The sequence below is a fragment of the Micromonospora aridisoli genome (genome assembly GCF_056150025.1).
Genome location: NZ_JAXCFK010000001.1, coordinates 18,988 through 37,061 on the forward strand (window position 1 = coordinate 18,988; position 18,074 = coordinate 37,061).

Annotated in this window: 14 protein-coding genes; 10 read left to right on the forward strand and 4 right to left on the reverse strand. The window is 73.0% G+C overall.

Annotation, left to right across the window (positions count from 1 at the left end; all coding sequences use genetic code 11):
* Positions 1-2 precede the first annotated feature (2 nt).
* From fxsA to SM447_RS00115, 3 genes are read left to right on the forward strand one after another with little or no spacing between them, the layout of a single operon-like run.
* Positions 3-173 carry an FxSxx-COOH cyclophane-containing RiPP peptide gene (fxsA, locus tag SM447_RS00105; RefSeq protein ID WP_474570639.1) on the forward strand — a complete coding sequence of 57 codons (171 nt, stop codon included), beginning with the start codon at positions 3-5 and terminating at the stop codon, positions 171-173.
* Positions 155-1,357 (forward strand): FxsB family cyclophane-forming radical SAM/SPASM peptide maturase, encoded by a 1,203-nt coding sequence (locus SM447_RS00110; protein ID WP_474570640.1) that lies wholly within the window; start codon positions 155-157, stop codon positions 1,355-1,357. Before fxsA ends, SM447_RS00110 begins: the two co-directional genes overlap by 19 nt.
* Entirely contained in the window at positions 1,354-3,291 is a 1,938-nt protein-coding gene (locus SM447_RS00115; protein ID WP_474570641.1) for an HEXXH motif domain-containing protein, read from the forward strand. The genes SM447_RS00110 and SM447_RS00115 overlap by 4 nt, the downstream gene beginning before the upstream one ends.
* Here the strand turns inward: SM447_RS00115 and fxsT are convergent.
* Both fxsT and SM447_RS00125 read right to left on the reverse strand, forming a co-directional pair.
* Entirely contained in the window at positions 3,260-7,312 is a 4,053-nt protein-coding gene (gene fxsT, locus SM447_RS00120) for an FxSxx-COOH system tetratricopeptide repeat protein (protein ID WP_474570642.1), read from the reverse strand. The two genes, SM447_RS00115 and fxsT, sit on opposite strands and share 32 nt — an antisense overlap.
* Positions 7,299-8,588: a TIR-like protein FxsC gene (locus SM447_RS00125; protein ID WP_474570643.1), complete on the reverse strand. Its 1,290-nt coding sequence runs from the start codon at positions 8,586-8,588 to the stop codon at positions 7,299-7,301. Before SM447_RS00125 ends, fxsT begins: the two co-directional genes overlap by 14 nt.
* 193 nt (positions 8,589-8,781) lie before the next feature.
* Here SM447_RS00125 and SM447_RS00130 point away from each other — a divergent pair, with 193 nt between their 5' ends.
* The 3 genes from SM447_RS00130 (at position 8,782) to SM447_RS00140 (ending at position 11,821) form a co-directional block, all read left to right on the forward strand.
* The gene (locus SM447_RS00130; protein ID WP_474570644.1) at positions 8,782-10,029 is read left to right on the forward strand and encodes a sensor histidine kinase; all 1,248 of its coding nucleotides are present in this window, start codon (positions 8,782-8,784) and stop codon (positions 10,027-10,029) included.
* Positions 10,026-10,676, forward strand: coding sequence for a response regulator (locus SM447_RS00135; protein ID WP_474570645.1), 651 nt, complete (start codon positions 10,026-10,028; stop codon positions 10,674-10,676). The genes SM447_RS00130 and SM447_RS00135 overlap by 4 nt, the downstream gene beginning before the upstream one ends.
* A 77-nt stretch (positions 10,677-10,753) precedes the next feature.
* Positions 10,754-11,821, forward strand: a complete 1,068-nt coding sequence (locus tag SM447_RS00140; protein ID WP_474570646.1) for a hypothetical protein — start codon at positions 10,754-10,756, stop codon at positions 11,819-11,821.
* A 51-nt stretch (positions 11,822-11,872) separates the two neighbouring features.
* Here SM447_RS00140 and SM447_RS00145 read toward each other — a convergent pair whose 3' ends face one another.
* A complete protein-coding gene (locus SM447_RS00145) occupies positions 11,873-12,328 on the reverse strand; it encodes a GNAT family N-acetyltransferase (RefSeq protein ID WP_474570647.1) in 456 nt (151 codons plus the stop codon).
* A 74-nt stretch (positions 12,329-12,402) separates the two neighbouring features.
* Between SM447_RS00145 and SM447_RS00150 the strand changes: the two genes are divergently transcribed.
* The 3 genes from SM447_RS00150 (at position 12,403) to SM447_RS00160 (ending at position 16,534) form a co-directional block, all read left to right on the forward strand.
* Positions 12,403-12,993, forward strand: a complete 591-nt coding sequence (locus SM447_RS00150) for a TetR/AcrR family transcriptional regulator (protein ID WP_474570648.1) — start codon at positions 12,403-12,405, stop codon at positions 12,991-12,993.
* 80 nt (positions 12,994-13,073) lie between these two features.
* Positions 13,074-14,579, forward strand: a complete 1,506-nt coding sequence (locus SM447_RS00155) for a magnesium chelatase ATPase subunit I (RefSeq protein WP_474570649.1) — start codon at positions 13,074-13,076, stop codon at positions 14,577-14,579.
* A 2-nt stretch (positions 14,580-14,581) separates the two neighbouring features.
* Positions 14,582-16,534: a vWA domain-containing protein gene (locus tag SM447_RS00160; protein ID WP_474570650.1), complete on the forward strand. Its 1,953-nt coding sequence runs from the start codon at positions 14,582-14,584 to the stop codon at positions 16,532-16,534.
* Between the two features lie 49 nt (positions 16,535-16,583).
* On the opposite strand, the gene SM447_RS00165 is transcribed toward SM447_RS00160, so the two are convergent.
* A complete protein-coding gene (locus SM447_RS00165; RefSeq protein ID WP_474570651.1) occupies positions 16,584-17,156 on the reverse strand; it encodes a TetR/AcrR family transcriptional regulator in 573 nt (190 codons plus the stop codon).
* Between the two features lie 105 nt (positions 17,157-17,261).
* Between SM447_RS00165 and SM447_RS00170 the strand changes: the two genes are divergently transcribed.
* Positions 17,262-18,044, forward strand: coding sequence for an SDR family NAD(P)-dependent oxidoreductase (locus SM447_RS00170; protein WP_474570652.1), 783 nt, complete (start codon positions 17,262-17,264; stop codon positions 18,042-18,044).
* Positions 18,045-18,074 lie beyond the last annotated feature (30 nt).

An 18,074-nucleotide genomic window follows, 5' to 3' on the forward strand; every position in this document is an offset into this window, starting at 1 on the left:
CTATGGATACGACGGAAGACGACTCCCCTGGAGTCCTGGTGGACCTCAGCGACGTGAGCCTCGCCGAGCTGCCGGAGCTGGACGGGTCGCCGTTCGCCTGCTCGCTGCGCCGGATCCTAGAGGAAGTCGACCGCCCGCAGGACGCGGTCGCCGGGTGGAACTCGGCGATGTGACCGTGCCGGGCGAGGGGCGTGGCCGGACGCTGGTGGACCTCCCGGCACCGGCGCGGCCGGTGCCCTTCTCCGAGTTCATTCTCAAGGTCCACAGCAGATGTAACCTGGCCTGCGACTACTGCTACATGTACGAGTTGGCGGACCGCAGTGCCCGCACCGACCCACCCCTGATGTCCACCGACATCTTCGAGCTGACCTGCCGACGGGTGGCCGAGCACGTCCACGCGCACGAGCTGGGTACGGCGCGCATCGTGCTGCACGGCGGTGAGCCGTTGCTGGCCGGGGCCGCGACGCTGGCTCGGATGGCCGAGCGGTTGCGGGCCGCCCTGCGTCCCGCCGCCGCCCGGGTCAGCGTGCAGACCAACGGAACCCTGCTCGACGAGCGGACGCTGGCCGTACTGGCCGACGCGGGGGTGCTGGTCGGGGTGAGCTTGGACGGCGATCGGTCCGCCAACGACCGGCACCGCAGGTACGCCTCCGGCCGCGGCAGCTTCGACCACGTCGACCGGGCGTTGCGCCTGCTGGCCGACCGGCCCGGCGCCTACGCGGGCATTCTCTGCGTGGTGGACCTCGACGCCGACCCGCGCCGAACCTACGAGGCGTTGCTGGCGTACCGCCCGCCGATGGTGGACTTCCTGCTGCCGCACGCCAACTGGGACTCCCCGCCGCCCCGACCGGCGGCAAGCGCTGACGCGTACGGCAGCTGGCTCCGTGCCGCCTTCGACGCGTGGTACGACGTGCCGGTGCGGCGCACCCGGGTCCGGCTCTTCGAGGAGCTGATCAATCTGTTGCTCGGCGGGAGCAGCCGCACCGAGTCGGTGGGGTTGAGCCCGGTCGCCGCCGTCGTGGTCAACACCGACGGCGGGTACGAACAGGTCGACACCCTCAGGTCCAGCTATCCCGGGGCGGTCGACACCGACCTGACGGTCTTCGACCACTCCTTCGACGAGGTGCTGCGCCACCCCGCCGTGGCCGCACGCCAGGCGGGCCTGTCCGCGCTCGCCGACGACTGCCGGGTCTGTCCCGTCCACCTGGTCTGCGGCGGCGGCAACTACCCCCACCGGTACCGGGCCGGCAGCTTCCGCAATCCCTCCGTGTACTGCCACGACCTGCGCCTGCTCATCGAGCACGTCTCGGGCCGGCTGCGGTCGGATCTGGCCGGGCTGCGGAGTCGGGGCCGGTGACCGGTCACCACCGGCTACGGCCGGCCGATCTCGCCGCGCTCGCCGCCGGCCCGGGCAGCGCCGATCTCGTACGTGTGCTGCGTGCCGGGCAGGTCAGCAAGCGGATGCTGCAACTGCGCGCGGTGCTCGACCTGACCGGCCCGGCGCGGACCGGAGGTCACTTCGCGCTGCTCAGCGCCGCGGTCCGGCGGGATCCGGCGGTCGGACCGGCGGTGCTGGCCCTGCCGCACACCGGCGCGTGGCTGGCGGCCACCCTGCGCCGGCTGCGTGCCGGTCGCCCCACGGCCCCCGCGACACCCGGTCGCACCACCGACGGGCTGGAGTTGCCGCCCGAGCCGGACCGTGCGGCCGAGGTCGACCTGGACTATCTCGGCGCGCTGGCCGCGACGGCAGCGATCCGGGCCGGCCTGGACTTCGAGCTGACCCTCCCGGCGCCCGACGGTGAGGTCTTCCTGCCGTCCCTCGGACGGGCACGCTGCGACACCGACTCGGTGACGGTGTCCCGGTCGGGGGACCGGGTGCGGGTGGGAGCCGTCGAGGTGCCGTCGTCGGACGACCACCGACCGGCTGGTGCGGGCGTCGGCCGCGACGGCTGGTCCGGCCTGCATCGGCTGGCCAGCGACGCCGACGGTCTCCGCCTCGAACTGTGGCTCGACGATCTCGACCCGTACCGCGACTGCCACCGGCTCTGCGCGACCGGTCGGCTGGACACGACCGCGGTCGATCGGTGGCAGCGGATGCTCGACGAGGCCTGGCCGATGCTGGTACGGCACCACCGCGGGCACGCCGAGGCGATCTCCGAGGGGCTGCGGGTGATCGTGCCGTTGCAGGCCGACTCGGCCAGCGCCGGGGTGAACGTCACCAGCATGGACGCCTTCGGTGCGGTCTCGATGACCCCGCCTGCCGACGGTACGGCGCTGGCCCTCGGCCTGCTGCACGAGTTCCAGCACGCGAAGCTCGGTGCCGCCATCGACATCGAGCCGCTCCACGACCCGGACGACCGGCGGTACTACTACGCGCCCTGGCGGGACGATCCCCGCCCGCTCGGCGCCGCCCTGCACGGGGTCTACGCCTTCGTCGCGGTGACGGAGTTCTGGCGTGTCCGGCGGACCGTCGTCCCGCCCGACCGGATCCGGCTGGCCGAGGTGGAGTTCGCGCGTTGGCGGGACCGGGTCGGCCGGACCTGCGCCGACATCCGGGCGCACGGGCGGTTGACCGTGGCCGGCCACCGGTTCGTCGCCGGGCTGGGCGAGGTCATCGACGGTTGGCGGGACGAGGCGGTGCCGGCCGAGGCCGCCGCGCTGGCCCGGGAGGCCGCCGACGACCACTGGACGGTGTGGCGGCTGCGTAACCGGCGACCGGACGACCGGCTGGTGCGGCGGCTCGCCGAGGCGTGGCGGGCGGGCGTGACCTGCCCCGCGATGACCGTCCCGGTCGCGGTACGGCCCGCCGACGGCAGGTGGCTGAGCCGCAGTCCCCGGCTGGACCTGGTCCGGCTGCGGTTGGCGGATCCGGCGCGCTTCGAGCGGTTGCGCAATGGTGCCGAACGCCTCGCCGAGGCGCTCCCCGAAGCCTCCGACGGCGACCTGGCGTTGGCCGCCGGCGAGCACCTCACCGCGCGGGCGTGGTACCAGCGACAGGTGCGGCGGCGGCCGGACCAGGTAGCGGCCTGGGTCGGCCTGACGCTCGCCGACAATCGGCTGCCGACCGCCGAGGCGGCCCTGCACGCCGACCCGGAGCTGTGCCGTGCGGTCCTGTGCACGCTCGCGGAGACAGCGGAAGCGCCGGACCCGCTGGAGTTGTCCCGCTGGCTGGCCCCGGTGACGTGCGTCTCCGCTCCGGACGCACCGTTGCCGGGCGGTCTGCGGCAGGGCGGGCACCGGCCGGGTGAGCCGGCATCGGTCAGGTCGGCGGCGGCTCCAGGTCGCAGTTGAGCCGGTTCGCCTCGACCAGGGCGATGGTGTTCGGGTGCTCCTCACCGAGCACCCGACGGAACAGCGGCATGACCTGCTCCCGCAGCGACCGGGCGGCAGCGTGGTCGCCGGTGACGCTCAGGCTGGTGGCGAGATTGTTCGCCACCGCCAGGGTGTCGGGGTGCCCGGGCCCGAGGATCCGCCGGCTGCGCTCGTAGGCTTCCTGGTCGCTGGCCAGGGCCTCCGGGAACTGACGGCGGCCGAACCAGCAGTTCGCCAGGTTGATGTTGGCCGCCAGGGTGTACGGATGGTCCGCACCGATCCGCGCGCTGAGGCGCGCGACCACCTCCTCGGAGAGGGCGAAGGCGGCCTCCGCGTCACCGGCCTTGCGCAGGAAGATCGCCAGATTGTTGGCGTACGCGAGGGTGAACAGGTGGTCCTCGCCCATGTTCTCCCGGTACCAGCGGTGCACCGGACGGGCCCGGCGAAGCGCTCCGGCGTCGTCCCCGATCGCCGACTCGTCGCAGGCCAGGTTCATCGCGCTGGCCTGCACGTCCGGGTGGTCCGGGCTGTGCCGGCGGCGGGAGCGCACCAGCACGTCCGTACTCAGCGCGTGCGCTCGCTCCAACTCGCCGAGCTTGCGCAGGGTCACCGCGTAGTTCTTCAACGCCCGCAGGGTTTCCGGGTCCTCCTCGCCCAGCACCAGCCGGTTCGCCTCCACCGCGGCCTCCAGCACCCGGCGGGACTCGACGAGGTCACCGGTGTCGCGCAGGTCGCGGCCGTACTCACCGGCGGAGAAGAGGGTGAAGGGGTGCATCGGACCGAGCGTCTCCCGGCGCCGGGCCAGGGTGCGTTCGTTGCGGCGTAGGGCACCGCGCAGGTCACCGACCAGGCGCAGCGAGATGGCCAGGTTGTGCGCCGCGATCAGCGCTCGTGGATGGTCCTCACCGAACACCTCCCGGGCCAGTTCCTCGGTGCGGGTGTCCAGCTCCCGGGCCCGTTCGAAGTGGCCGAGCGCCCGCAGGTCGGCGGCGAGGCTACCGGCCGCGATCACGGTGTACTCGTGGTCCTCGCCGAGGCTGCGGCGCAGCCGGTCGTAGACGTCGCGGTCGATGTCGTAGGCCTCCTGGTAACGGGCCTCCAGACGCAGGGCGTTGGCCAGTTGGAACCGCATCATCAACGTCTGGGGATCGTCCGGGCCGTACCGTCGCTGCCACCGCGCGATCGCCTGTTCGGCCAGCTCGGCGCAGGAGGCGAAGCCCACCCGGATCCACATGTAGCGGGCCACGTCGAGCAACAGCTGCCGGACCTCCGGCTGGTCCGAGGTGAGCGTCCGCGACGGCAGCAGGTGCGGCCACAGCTCCGCGTACACCGGCCAGTTGTCGGGCTTGTCGGGATCCTTGGGATTCGCGGCGGCCAGGATGGCGTGCACGTGCTGACGGTTCTCGTCCTTCTCCTGCTCCGAGAGGGACTCCCGGATCAGCTCCTGCACCAGCGGGTGCATGCGCAGGCTGGTCTGGCCGGCCTCGTCGGTACGTTCCTGACCGCGCCCCCGGCCGCCGCCGCGCACGCTGTCGATGCGGGCCAGCGCGTACCGGCCGATGTCGCGCAGTGTTCGACCCATCAGCAGCGGGTCGCGCAGCGCCGGGTCGTAGGAGAGCAGCACGTTGATGAAGCGGTCGCCGTTGATCAGCGACATCGGGATCGGTTCGCTGGCGAAGAAGGCGCAGACCTCCAGCAGCTTCGCCGCCGCCGGGTTGCGTTCCCGCAGGCTGTCCAGCGAGACCATCCACGGCTGGGCACCGGTCTGCTGGTAGTCGGGTGGCAGTTCCTCGGCGAGCATGTCCGGCAGGTAGCGCCGGACCCGGGCGAGATACTGGGCCGGTGCTTCGCCCGTGGTGTCCAGCCACGCGCCGGCCTGCTCGATGGCCAGCGGCAGGTCGCCGAGCCGGTCGGCGATCAGGTCGGCGTCGCCGTCGGCCAGATGCCGGGCCCGTCGCCGCAGCAGGGCGAGGCTCTCCTCCCGGTCGAAGGCACCGACCTCCAGCATCCGGGCGGGCCGGGCCCAGGCCTGGTTGCGGGTGGTGACCAGGACGTGCCCGGGCCCCTGCGGGATCAGGTCGTGCAGTTCCGAGGGGTCGTCGGCGTTGTCGAGGATGAGCAGCCAGCGCCGGAACGGCACGCCGCGACGCAGCACGTCGAGGACCCAGGTGACTCGTTCGCTCACGCTGCCGCTCAGCGGTGCGTCGAGTTCGACGGCCAGCCGGTCGGCGAGCGCGCCCAGGGCGAGACGCAGCACGCTCGGTTGCTGCGCCGAGATCCACCAGACGATGTCGTACTCGGCGCGGAACCGGTAGGCGTACTCCAGCGCGATCTGGCTCTTGCCGACACCGCCGAGACCGTGCAGCGCCAGCGGCACGTGCCCGGCGTCCGAACTGGACAGCCAGTCCCGCATCTCCTCCAGCAGCGGACCGCGCCCCACGAACTGGACGTTGCGTGGCAGCGGAACCCGCCAGACCGGCGGCTCGTTTCCCGGGAAGCGGCGGCGTCGCTGGGCATCCTCCGGATCCGGGGCAGGGCGGGCGGGATGGTCCAACGCCTCCAGCAGCCGGGCCGTCGCCTCCTGCTCGTTGACCCCCACCAGGTCGACCGGTATGCGTTCCAGGAACAACCCGGGAGCGCGGGAGTTGTCCAGCCGTACCGGCACCAGGTAGCTGGTGCCGGTGGTGGGGTCGTGGGCGGTGGCCTGACTCCACAGCTCGGCGGCGTTCGGCGACTGCATGTACTCCTGGGACAGCAGTACGACGAGCCGGGCGGCGTCGTTCAGACCGACCGTGGACCGGTCGCCGCCCGACGGGTTGGCGGGAAAGTCGACCTCCCGCATGACCGCCCGCAACCCGGCCGCGCGGAGCTCGTCGCAGATCCACTCCGCCCAGGCCCGGTCCAGGGCCGCGTAGCTGACGAAGACGTCGGGGGCCGCGCCGACGAGCCGCTGCCGCTCGAACTTCGCCAGCCAGGTGCGGCGGAGCCGGTCGTCCAGCGGGGGCAGGTCCTCGACCTCGCCGTCGGTGATCGCGCGGGTCAACCGCTCGTACGCGGCGAGCAGGGTCGCCTCGTGGTGGGCCCGGTCCCCGAACGTGGCCAGGATCTCCTCGTAGGCGTAGTAGGGCTGGTAAGGGATCTCGACCTCCCCCCAGTACCGGTCGCTCTCCTCCGGCGAGAGCCGGGGCAGTAGCGGGGTGAACCGCCGGCGCGCCTGGTCCCGGCCGGCCTCCAGCTTGAGCTGCTCGGCGTTGTCGACCCGCATCGGCACCGGCAGGATCCGTACGGGCCGGTCGCCGCGCTGCCGGACGATCGACCGGGCCACCGCGGCGGCTCCGTCGATGCTCTGCTCGTTGAGCGTGAAGGAGGTGACGACCGCGTCGGGCAGCCGCACGGTGCAGATGCCGGCACCGTCGCTGACCCCCGTCCGGCTGTCGATCAGCACGTAGTCGTAGTTCGCCCGCATACTCGCGGCCAGCGCGTCCAGGAAGGTGTTGCCGCCGAGCTTCTCGAAGAACGCCTGCCAGTTGAAGGTGCTGACCGCCTTCGTGTACGACGGATCCTGACGCCCGGCGGGGAGCAGGTCCAGGAATCCGGGGCGGACCGGGTGGGCACCGCCGGTGACGTCGCGGTGCGGCGTCGGGAAGCGCCACTCCAGCGACACCGCGTGTCGCAGCACGTCGGCCGCGGTGCCGATCCAGTCCGGGTCCTCCGTCTCGTCCATCGGACGGACCGCGGCGTCGGCGTAGTCCCGCGCCATGTCGATCACCCCGCGCGAGGTGCGCAGGTCCTTGTCGAGCAGGAACGGATGGAAGTAGCGGTGCAGGCCGGGGGATTCCAGGTCCCAGTCCACGGCGAGCACCCGGTGGCCGTTCGCGGCGAGGATCCAGGCCACGTTCGCCAGCGCCATGGTGCGTCCGGTGCCGCCCTTGTACGAGTAGAACGTGATGATCCGGCCTTCCCTGCCGGCGGCCGTCGCGACCGGGTCACTGCTCGTCACGCTGGTCCTCCCGTTCAGGCTGGTCGTCGGGCGCCCATGGGCCGTCCAGCCGGGGCGGCGTAGTGTCCGTCGACGGGTCGGGCGGCCGGTGTACCGAACCTCGACTGAACACCCGGTTCCGGGCGACCTCCAGCACCTCCGGCAGTTCCTCCTCGAAGGCCCGGTGGGTGATGATGTTCGACCGGTAGAGCTCGTCGTCCGAGGTGAACTCCTCGAAGATCTCCCGGCACGCGCGGGAGAGGTCCTGCCAGTGCTCGCGGGTCTCCGGGTCGTCGCGACTGCTGGGAATGAGGACAGCGGTGGCGGCACGCCGGTGGCCCAGCGCCGCCGAGGCGTGCGCGACCAAGGCCTGCCGTCGTTGCGGTAGGCGGGTCATCCAGGCGTCGACGATCAGCACGAGGATCTGGTTGTAGCGGGCGGCCAGCTCGGCGCTGCGGGGCAGCTTGTCGACCTCCACCACGGTGGACTGGTAGCTGCGGCCGGCGGCGATCTCCCGGGCGTAGTCGACAAGTGGCTCCGGCATCGGCGGTCGGTAGGGCGCCCACTGCAACGGATCGTCGCCGTACACCGTGACGTGCTGGCGTATCCCGCGCATCTCGTCCCGGTTGGTCGCGGCCACCACGAAGTGCACCAGCATCGGGTTGGTCGCGTCCCCGTCGGTGGCGGTGGCCCGGTCGGTCCCGTTGGTGGCCTCCTGCGGATGGAAGGCGCTCTCGACGGACTGGAGGTCGACCGCGCGGTGCTGTTCCGGCAGCGGATTGGCCTCGACGCTGGCCACGATCTGGCTGGCCAGCTCGAACAGGAAGGTGCGGTAGTCGTCGCTGTGCCGCTGCAGCCGCATCAGCTGCCGCACGCCGAGGCGCTGGTAGAGGTCGCCGAGGCTGTCGGAGGAGTACTGCAACGGACGGGCCACCGGGTGGATCCGCCCGGGCTGTGCGGGAATCCACATCAGAGGCTTGAGCAACGAGGTGTCGACCCGTCGCTGGCTCTCGAACCGGGCGGTGCGCTCGGCGAAGAGCTGCCACTCCTGCCCGCACACCCGGCTCTGGAAATACCGTGGTGTCATCAGGGCGAGGAAGGACCGGCAGCTGCCGAGCGCCTCGACCAACCGCTGCGGCCAGCGTTCGCCGAGCAGGATCGTCCGGTCGACGAACCCGACCCGTTCGTCGCGGGACAGACCGGCGATCAGCCGCACCTCTGCACTGAGATCCTCGTAGAACCGTTGGACGAGCGCGTCCTCGTCGCCTCTGGCGTAGCTGAGGAAGAAGTACAGCACCGCACCTCCGCGCCTGGGACTCTGGCCATGGGGTGGCTGGGTCGTGGCTGTCGCCGGTGGGCCAGTTTCCAGCGGCCGTGGCGGCGGGAGCTTCACCGCGAGTATAGGTGTGGAAGCGGGGCGTGGCAGCCCGCTGAACTGTCGTATCCCAGGTGGCGGCGGCCGGCCGATGGGCCACCGGCATCATGGGGCGATGGACCCTCGTGCGGTGCTGCGTCCGCTGGTCGCCGGCACCACCTGGCGGCGCGGCGTGTTCCTCTTGCTGGGCGGGGTGCTGGCGCTGCCGTACGCGGTGCTCGGGGTGAGCTTCGCGCAGCTCTTCCTCACCTCCGACGCGCCCCGGTCGCTGGTCCTGGTGCTGCTGGTGCCGGCGGCCACCATCGCGGTCGTACCGGTCTTCCTCGGCGGGAGCCGCGCGCTGGAGATAGCCGCGGTCCGAGGGCTGCTCGGGGTCGAGCTACCTGAACCGCTGCCCGGCCGCCGGCTCGACCGGGAGACCCGGATCCGCGCCGCACTCTGGATCGGGCTGCACCTGACCAGTGGCGCACTGGTGGTGGCCGCACTGTTCAGCGCGGTGCCGATGGCACTGGCGTTCATCGTCGCGCAGGCCGGTATGGACGTCGGAATCTCCGATGCCGAGCGGTTCGGACCGTTGGACGGCGGCGACAGCGGCTGGTTGAGCCTCATCGGGGTGCTCGTGCTGGTCGCTCTCGGCTACATCGTGGCCGGGCTCGGCGCGCTGGCCGCGTCGATGGCCCCCGTGCTGCTGGGCCCGGCTCCGGCCGAGCGGATCGCCGCGCTGGAGGCGAGGGCGGCACGGCTGGCCGAACGCAACCGCCTGGCCCGGGAACTGCACGACTCGGTCGGCCACGCGTTGACCGTCGCCACCCTTCAGGCCGGCGCGGCGCGCGAGGTGCTCGACAACGACCCGGAGTACGTCCGCCGGGCGCTGACCGCCATCGAGGAGACCGGGCGGCGAGCGATGGACGACCTGGACCATGTGCTCGGGCTGCTGCGGGAGACCGGGGAGCCGGCGGTCGTCGCGCCGCAACGGACCCTGTCCGACCTGGACCGGCTGGTCGCCGACACCAGGGCGGCCGGCACGCCGGTGAACAGCCTGGTACGCGGACCGGTGGACAGCCTGCCGCCGGTGGTCTCCCGGGAGGGCTACCGGATCGTGCAGGAGGGGTTGACCAACGCCGCCCGGCACGGCCGAGGAGCGACGTCCCTGCGGGTCGACGTGGTGCCGGACGCGCTGGAGATCGAGCTGGTCAACGCCCTTGCCGAACCGGGACCCGACCCCTCGACCGCCCCCGCCGGCGGTCGAGGGCTGGTCGGCATGCGGGAGCGGGTGCTGCTGCTCGGCGGCGGGATGACCGCCGGTGCGGAGGGGGACCGGTGGCGGGTACGGGTGCGGCTGCCGATCGGAGTGGACGGATGAGTGTGGACGTGCTGATCGTCGACGACGACGAACTGGTCCGGGTCGGGTTGCGGACCATCCTCGACGCCCAGCCGGACCTGCGGGTCGTGGCGGAGGCCGCCGACGGGGCGGAGGTGCCGGCGCTGGTCGCCCGGCACCGACCGCAGGTGGTGCTGATGGACGTGCGGATGCCGGGGATCGACGGCATCCAGGCCACCCGGCACCTGCTGGCCACCTCCGCCGAGCCGCCCCGGGTGCTGGTCATCACCACGTTCGCCAGCGACGAGTACGTCTACGAGGCGCTGCGCGCCGGAGCCAGCGGGTTCCTGCTCAAGCGGGCCCGACCGGCGGAGGTCGTGGCGGCGGTACGGGTGGTGGCCCGCGGCGACTCGCTGCTCTTCCCGGCCGCGATCCGTCGGCTGGTCGGGGCGTACGGGCGGCGGGACGCCGACGGGCTGCGGGCGGCCCGGCTCACCGAACGGGAGGCGGAGGTGCTGCGGCTGATGGCCGCCGGACTCTCCAATCCGGAGATCGCGGGGCGCCTGGTGGTCGGCGTCGAGACGGTCAAGACCCATGTCGGAAACGTGCTGACCAAGCTCGGGGTGCGCGACCGCACCCAGGCGGTGATCGCCGCGTACGAGTCGGGGTTCGTCGTCCCCAGCGGCTGAGATGTCCCCCACGAGGGGGAGAGGGTTCCCCGCCGTACGGGAGGGCGGGGCGGGCGCTCCGGTCGAGGCTGGGAAGCATGACGACCGTAGCCGCATCCGAACATCGCGACACGTCCCGCCGTCCCGGCCTGCTCGCCCCACTCGCCGTCGGCTGGCTCGGCCTGTGGGGGCTGCTGGCCCTGGTGTCGGCGCTCACCGGCGCCGGCTACCCGTTCGGCGTCGACGACCCGCACCTCGACTCGACCCTGCTCCGGCTGCTCCCGACGGAGGCGGGACCACCGTTCTTCGCCGGGACGCTGCTCACCGCCGCCGTGCTGGCCCTGGCCAGCCGGACGACCGGTACCGCCGGACCGCTGCGGCTGCTGCTGCTCGGCTACGGCTGGGCCGTGGCGTTCGTGCTGGCCGTGGTGGTCCCCGGCGTCCAGGTGCTGGCCCTGGTCGGGTACGCGCCGATGCTGCTGCTCGGTGCACCCTTCGGCTGGCCGCCGGTGGACTACGCCGACGTCTTCACCTGGGCGTTGGCCGCCCGGGTCGCCGCGATGGTGGGCGGCGTGCTGTTGAGTGGGGCGCTGCTGGTGTGGCAGCGGCGTACCGCCGGCTCCTGCGTGGGGTGTGGCCGCGACGGTACCGACCGGAGCTGGACCGGCCGGGCGGCCGCCGCCCGCTGGGGCCGGTGGGCCGCCTGGATCGCGGCGGTGATCCCCTTCGGCTACGCGCTGACCCGGTTCGCCTGGCTGGCCGGCGTGCCGCTCGGCATCTCCCGCGACGACCTCGCCGACCTGTGGGAGACCGGTGCCGTCTGGGCCGGTGCCGGGCTGGGCGCCTTCGCCACCGTGGGCTCGGTGCTCACCCTCGGACTGGTGCAGCGTTGGGGTGAGCGGTTCCCGCGCTGGATGCCGGGGCTGGCCGGCCGGCGGGTGCCGGTCCGGCTGGCCGTGGTTCCCGCGACGGTGGTGGCGGTCCTGGCCACCGCGGCCGGCCTGAACGCGTTGAGCCTGCCCGAGTTCTGGCAACCGGGCCGTGGGCTCGGTGCGGCCGGCGCCCCGCTGCTGTTCTTCCCGGTGTGGGGGCTCGCGCTCGGCGCCGCCGCGTACGCGTACCACCTGCGCCGCCGGGGCGTCTGCGGGCGCTGCGCGCAGGGGTGACCGGCGGGCCCGGTCCGCCGTCCGGCACGGGGCGGACGGCGGACCGGGCACTCACGGCAGGTCGCGGGCGTAGCAGACGGAGAGCGGCTCACCCCGGTACGGCCCGAAGTTGTCGATGCGCCGGTAACCCTCGCGTTCGTAGAAGCGCATGGCCTCGGGCTGGGCGGTGCCGGTCTCCAGCAGCAGGGTGCGCACGCCGGCCTCGCGGGCGGCCTCCTCCAGGGCACGCAGAACGGCGGTTGACACGCCGGTGCCCCGGTTCGGTGGACTGACGTACATCCGTTTGATCTCGGCGGAGCCGGGGGCGAGAAACCGCAGGCCGCCGCAGCCGACGGCGGTGCCGCCCTCGTCGCGGGCGACCAGGAAGACGCTGACCGTCTCGGCGGTGGGCGGCGCGCCGGGCTCGTGGTCGTCGCAGCCGTAGCGGGCGTCGAGTTCGGCCCGCTGGGCGGCGCGCAGCCGGGCGGCGTCGGGCGACTCCCAGGGTTCGTGGTCGATGGAGAGCACGGTCTGCCTTTCCGTAACGAGCGTTACCGTAACGTACGGTACGGTATGGCCCGTCGACCGGGGAAGGGGCGCGGATGGCCAGACGACGTGATCTCGCCGACCAGCAGCGGCGCCTGTCGGCGGCCACCTGGTCGGTGCTGGCCGAACGCGGCCTGCCCGGGCTCACCCTGCGCGCCGTCGCCGAGCGGGCCGGCTGCACCACCGGCATGGTGCTGCACACCTTCGCCGACAAGCAGGCCCTGCTCGTGCACGCCCGCGAGCTGCTGCACCGCCGCACCGGCCAGCGCGCCGACGCCGCCCAGGCCACCGCCGGCACCCCCGTGGAGGCGCTGCGGGCCGTGTTGTTGCAGGCGGCCTCGCCGACCGAGGAGAAGCGGGAGGAGGCCCGGGTCTGGGTCGGCTTCCTCGCCGCGGCGTTGGCCGATCCGGTCCTGGCCGACCTGCACCGCAACTACAACCGCCGGTTCGTCGACCGGGTGCGTGAGCTGGTCGCCGCCGCCCGACCGGACTGGCGTCGGGCCGAGTCGGCGGCCACCGCCACCAGCCTGGTGGCCCTCGTGGAAGGGCTCAACGCCCTCGCCTGCGTCGATCCGGAGACCTACGGCGAGCGGACCCAGCGGATCGCCCTCGACGCCGCGCTCACCCGAATCACGGCCGAATCCTGAGCAGGCAGCCGGCGGTACGGACCCCGGAGTTCACGCTCGCGCCAGGCTGACGGCGGCAGGTACGCGCTAGCGTGGGCGGGGTGAGTGAGTCATCGCGTGTTTCGCCGCTCCCACCCGCCGACCTGCCCACCACGCTCGGTGCGCTGCGTGCCGCCGGGCACCGCTACCGCACCGTCAAGCAGGAGTTGCGCGACAACCTCCAGGCCCGCATGCGCGACGGCACCCCTCGATTCGCCGGCATCGTCGGGTACGACGACACCGTGCTGCCCGAGGTGGAGCGGGCGCTGCTCGCCGGGCACGACATGGTGCTGCTCGGCGAGCGGGGCCAGGGCAAGACCAGGCTGATCCGGTCGCTGGTGGCGCTGCTCGACGAGTGGACGCCGGTGATCGCCGGCTCGGTGCTCAACGAACACCCGCTGCACCCGGTCACCCCGACGTCCCGGGCGCTGGTCGCCCAGGCCGGCGACGACCTGCCGGTCGGCTGGCTGCACCGTTCGCTGCGCTACGGCGAGAAGCTGGCCACCCCGGACACCAGCGTCGGCGACCTGATCGGCGACGTGGACCCGGTCCGGCTGGCCCAGGGGCGTACGCTCGGCGACCCCGAGACGATCCACTTCGGGCTGGTGCCGCGCACCAACCGGGGCATCTTCGCGGTCAACGAACTGCCCGACCTGGCCGAGCGGATCCAGGTGGCGCTGCTCAACGTGCTGGAGGAGCGCGACATCCAGGTGCGTGGCTACCAGCTGCGGCTGCCGCTGGACCTGCTGCTGGTGGCCAGCGCCAACCCGGAGGACTACACCAACCGGGGCCGGATCATCACTCCGCTCAAGGACCGGTTCGGCGCGGAGATCCGCACCCACTACCCAACCGATCTCGAACTGGAGCTGGCCCTGATCCGGCAGGAGGCCGACCTGGTCGCCGAGGTGCCGGAGCACGTGCTGGAGGTGCTGGCCCGGTTCGCCCGGGCGGTACGCGACTCGCCCTCGGTGGACCCGCGCTCCGGTGTCTCCGCCCGGTTCGCCATCGCCGCGGCGGAAACCGTCGCCGCGGCCGCGCTGCGCCGGGCGTGCCTGCTCGGCGTCGAGTCGGCCGACGGTGACGAGGTGTTAACAGGGGGCCCTTCCTCTACCGCAGACGTTAATAAGGTGCCCTTCCTTTCACCCGAGGCGGTGGCGCGGGTGGGGGACGCGGTGTCGGTGACGTCGACGCTGCGCGGCAAGGTGGAGTTCGAGAGCGGCGAGGAGGGCCGGGAGATCGAACTCCTCGGTCACCTGTTGCGGACCGCCACCGCCGAGACGTTCCGGGCCCGGCTGGCCGGGCTGGACCTGTCCGGCTTCACCGCGCTGGTCGAGGAGGGGAAGGCGATCGAGACCGGCGAGCTGGTCTCGGCCGATGACCTGCTGCGTCAGGTGGGCACGGTGCCGGGGCTGGCGAAGGTGCTCGACCGGCTCGGGATCGGCGACGCGCCGAGCCCCGGGCAGGCCGCCGCGGCCGTCGAGTTCGTGCTGGAGGGGCTGCATCTGAGCCGCCGGTTGGGCAAGGACGTCACCGACAGCGGGCGGACCCGCTACGGCGGCCGGGACTGAGCATGGCTGGCAACCGGTTCCGGTACGGGCAGTGGCGCGGCGGTCCCGATCCGCTCGCCCCGCCGTACGACGTGCAGGCCGCGGTGGACCAGGTCGGTGCCGAGGTGCTGGCCGGTGGCAGCCTCCGTGACGCGCTGCGGGATCTGCTGCGCCGGGGCCCGCAGGGGCGTGGCGGGCTGGACGGGCTCACCGCCCGCGCCCGCCGGCTGCGGCGCGAGGCGTTGCGCCGGGGTGACCTCGACGGTGCGGTGACCCGGGCGCGTGCCCTGCTCGATCAGGCCCTGGCCGCCGAACGGGACGAGCTGGCCGGCCGGGACGACGAGACGGCCCGCTTCGCCGAGACGGTGCTGGAGAACCTGCCCCGCTCCACCGCACAGGCGGTCCGGGAGCTGTCCGACTACCGGTGGGCGAGCGCCGAGGCCCGGCAGACCTACCAGCGGATCCTCGACGGACTGCGCGACGACGTGCTCGGCCAGCGCTTCGCCGGGTTGCGCGAGTCGGCGCGGCTGGCCGGCGACCCGGCGGTGCAGGAGCGGGTGGCCGAGATGACGCGGGACCTCAACGCCCTGCTGGCCCGCCACGCCCGCGCGGAGGACACCACCGACGCGTTCGCCGAGTTCATGCGCCGGCACGGCGAGTTCTTCCCGGAGCGACCGCGCGACGTCGACGAGCTGATCGACCTGCTGGCGCGGCGCGCGGCGGCCGGGCAACGGCTGATGAACTCGCTGTCGCAGCGGCAGCGGGAGGAACTGGCCGGCCTGATGCGCGAGTCCCTCGGTGACCGGCTCGCCGGCGAGCTGGCCACCCTGGAGGAGAACCTGCGAGCCCTGCGACCCGACCTGCGCTGGGGGCGGGGCGAGCGGGCGCAGGGCGGCCAGCCGCTGGGCTACGGCGAGGCGACCGGAGTGCTCGACGACGTCGCCGAACTGGACGACCTGCTCGACCAGCTGAGCCAGGCGCATCCCGGGGCGACCCTGGACGACATCGACGTCGACACGGTGGCCCGGACGCTCGGCCGCGACGCGGCCGACGACGTACGGCGGCTCCGCGAGCTGGAGCGGGAACTGCGCCGGCAGGGGTGGGTGACCCGTGATGCCGAGGGCCTGACGCTGAGCCCGAAGGCGCTGCGTCGGCTCGGTGGTACCGCGCTGCGGCAGGTCTTCGCCGAGCTGACCGCCGGCCCACGCGGTCAGCACGACCTGCGTTCGGCCGGCGCGGCCGGTGAGGTGACCGGTGCGTCACGCCCCTGGGAATACGGCGACGAGCAGCCGCTGGACGTGGTGCGGACGCTGACCCGCGCGGTCCGCCGCGCCGGGCCGGGCGTGCCGGTGCAGCTGGCCGTGGAGGACTTCGAGGTCGTGGAGACCGAACGACGGGCGTCGGCGGCGGTGGCGCTCTGCGTCGACCTGTCGTACTCGATGATCTCGCAGGGGCGGTGGGGGCCGATGAAGCAGACGGGGCTGGCCCTGGCCCATCTGATGGCGACCCGGTTTCCCCAGGACGCGTTGCAGATCATCGGATTCGGCCGGCAGGCGGCGACGCTGACGCAGCAGGAGCTGGCCGCGGTCGAGCCGGACATGACGCAGGGCACCAACCTGCAACACGCGTTACGGCTGGCCGGTCGCCACCTGCGGCGTCATCCGGACGCGGAGCCGGTGGTGCTGGTGGTCACCGACGGGGAACCCACCGCCCACCTCGACCCGGACGACGGTGAGGCGCTGTTCGCGTGGCCGTCGTCGCCGGAGACGATCGAGGCGACCATCCGGGAGGTGGACCGGCTCGGCCGCTACGGGGCCACCCTGAACCTCTTCATGCTCGGCGATGATCCCGGACTGCGCCGGTTCGTCGACGCGGTGGCCCGGCGCAGCGGCGGCCGGGTCTTCACGCCGGACGCCGACGACCTGGGCGAGTACGTGGTCAGCGACTACCTACGGGCCCGCCGCGGCCGACGCTGAGCCCGCCGTCGACGCGGGGCCCGTCCGCGGTCGACGCCGGGTCCGTCGCTCAGGAGCGCGGGGCCGTGCCGTACAGGAGCGTGTCCAGGATCCGGGTGGCGAGGGTGTCCGGATCGTCGTTCGGTGCCGGCTGCCCGTGCATCGTCTCGTCGATCAACGCCAGGTAGACCCGCCGGGTCCAGTCGAGGTCGACGTCGGGACGCAGCACGCCGGCCTCGCGCGCGCGGCGTAGGGCCAGCTCACAGCCAGCGAAGACCTTCTGCTGGATGTCGGTGGTGGCGGCGTCGGCGACGGCCTGGCCGAGCGCGAACCGCCAGCGGGACTTGATGTCGAGGATGTTGGCGGTGGCCTGGTGGAGCGCGACCAGTGGCGGTGCGGTCGCGGGCCGGGCGGCGGCGACCGCGGCGCCGATCTGCTCCCACGCCGTGTGGGTCATGGACATGATCAGCGCCTCGCGACTGGCGAAGCGCCGGTGCACGGTGGTGCGGGCCACCCCGGCGGCCTCGGCGATCTGTTCGACGGTGGCGTTCGGGTCCTCCGCGAGCACCCGTTCGGCCGCCTCGACGATGGTGCGGGCGCTGCGCTCGGCGTCCGCCCGCAGCCGCCGCTGTCCTTCGGCCACGCTGCCTCCTCCCGGTCGAGGGGAAACGATACTCCGACGACCCTTTCTCGCTTTATCTGCAACACGGTGTTTCATTTATGGGCCTCATCGGATACTCTCTGACGCATGACAGATGTCGCTCTCGTTACCGGCGCCTCCTCCGGGATCGGCGCTGAATTCGCTCGTCAACTCGCCGCTCGGGGGCATCCGCTGGTGCTGGTCGCCCGCTCGGTCGACCGGATGCGGACACTCGCCACCGAGCTGCGGCAGGCCCACGGCGTGCCGGTCGAGGTGATCGGGCAGGATCTCGCCGAGCCGGACGCCGCCGAGCGTCTGGTCGACGCGCTGGCCGCCCGGGACCTGGCGGTGGGCCTGCTGGTCAACAACGCCGGCTTCGGCACCTGCGGCCGGTTCGAGGAGATCTCCGCGCGGCGTGACCACGACCAGCTCATGGTCAACGTGGTCGCGCTGACCGACCTGACCCACGCGCTGGTCCCCGGCATGCTGGCCCGGGGCCGGGGAGCGGTGATGAACGTCGCCTCGACCGCCGGTTTCCAGCCCTCGGCGTACTTCGCCGTCTACAGTGCCGCCAAGGCGTTCGTGCTCAACTTCAGCCTGGCCCTGTGGAGCGAGTACCGCGATCGGGGCGTCCGGGTGTTGGCGCTGTGTCCCGGCCCGGTGGACACCGACTTCTTCACCGCGATCGGCACCCGTGACGCCGCGATCGGCGGCCGGATGCAGACCCCGCAGGCGGTGGTGGCCCGGGCGCTGCGGGCGCTCGACCGCAACCGGGGCTACGTGGTCCCCGGGGCGGGCAACTTCGTCGGCGCGCACCTGCAACCGCGCCGCCCGCGCAAGCTGGTCGCCCGGATCAGCCGTACGGTCACCCGAGGCGTGCTGTCGGCCTGACCGGCACGTACGCCGCGACTAGGCTCGGGT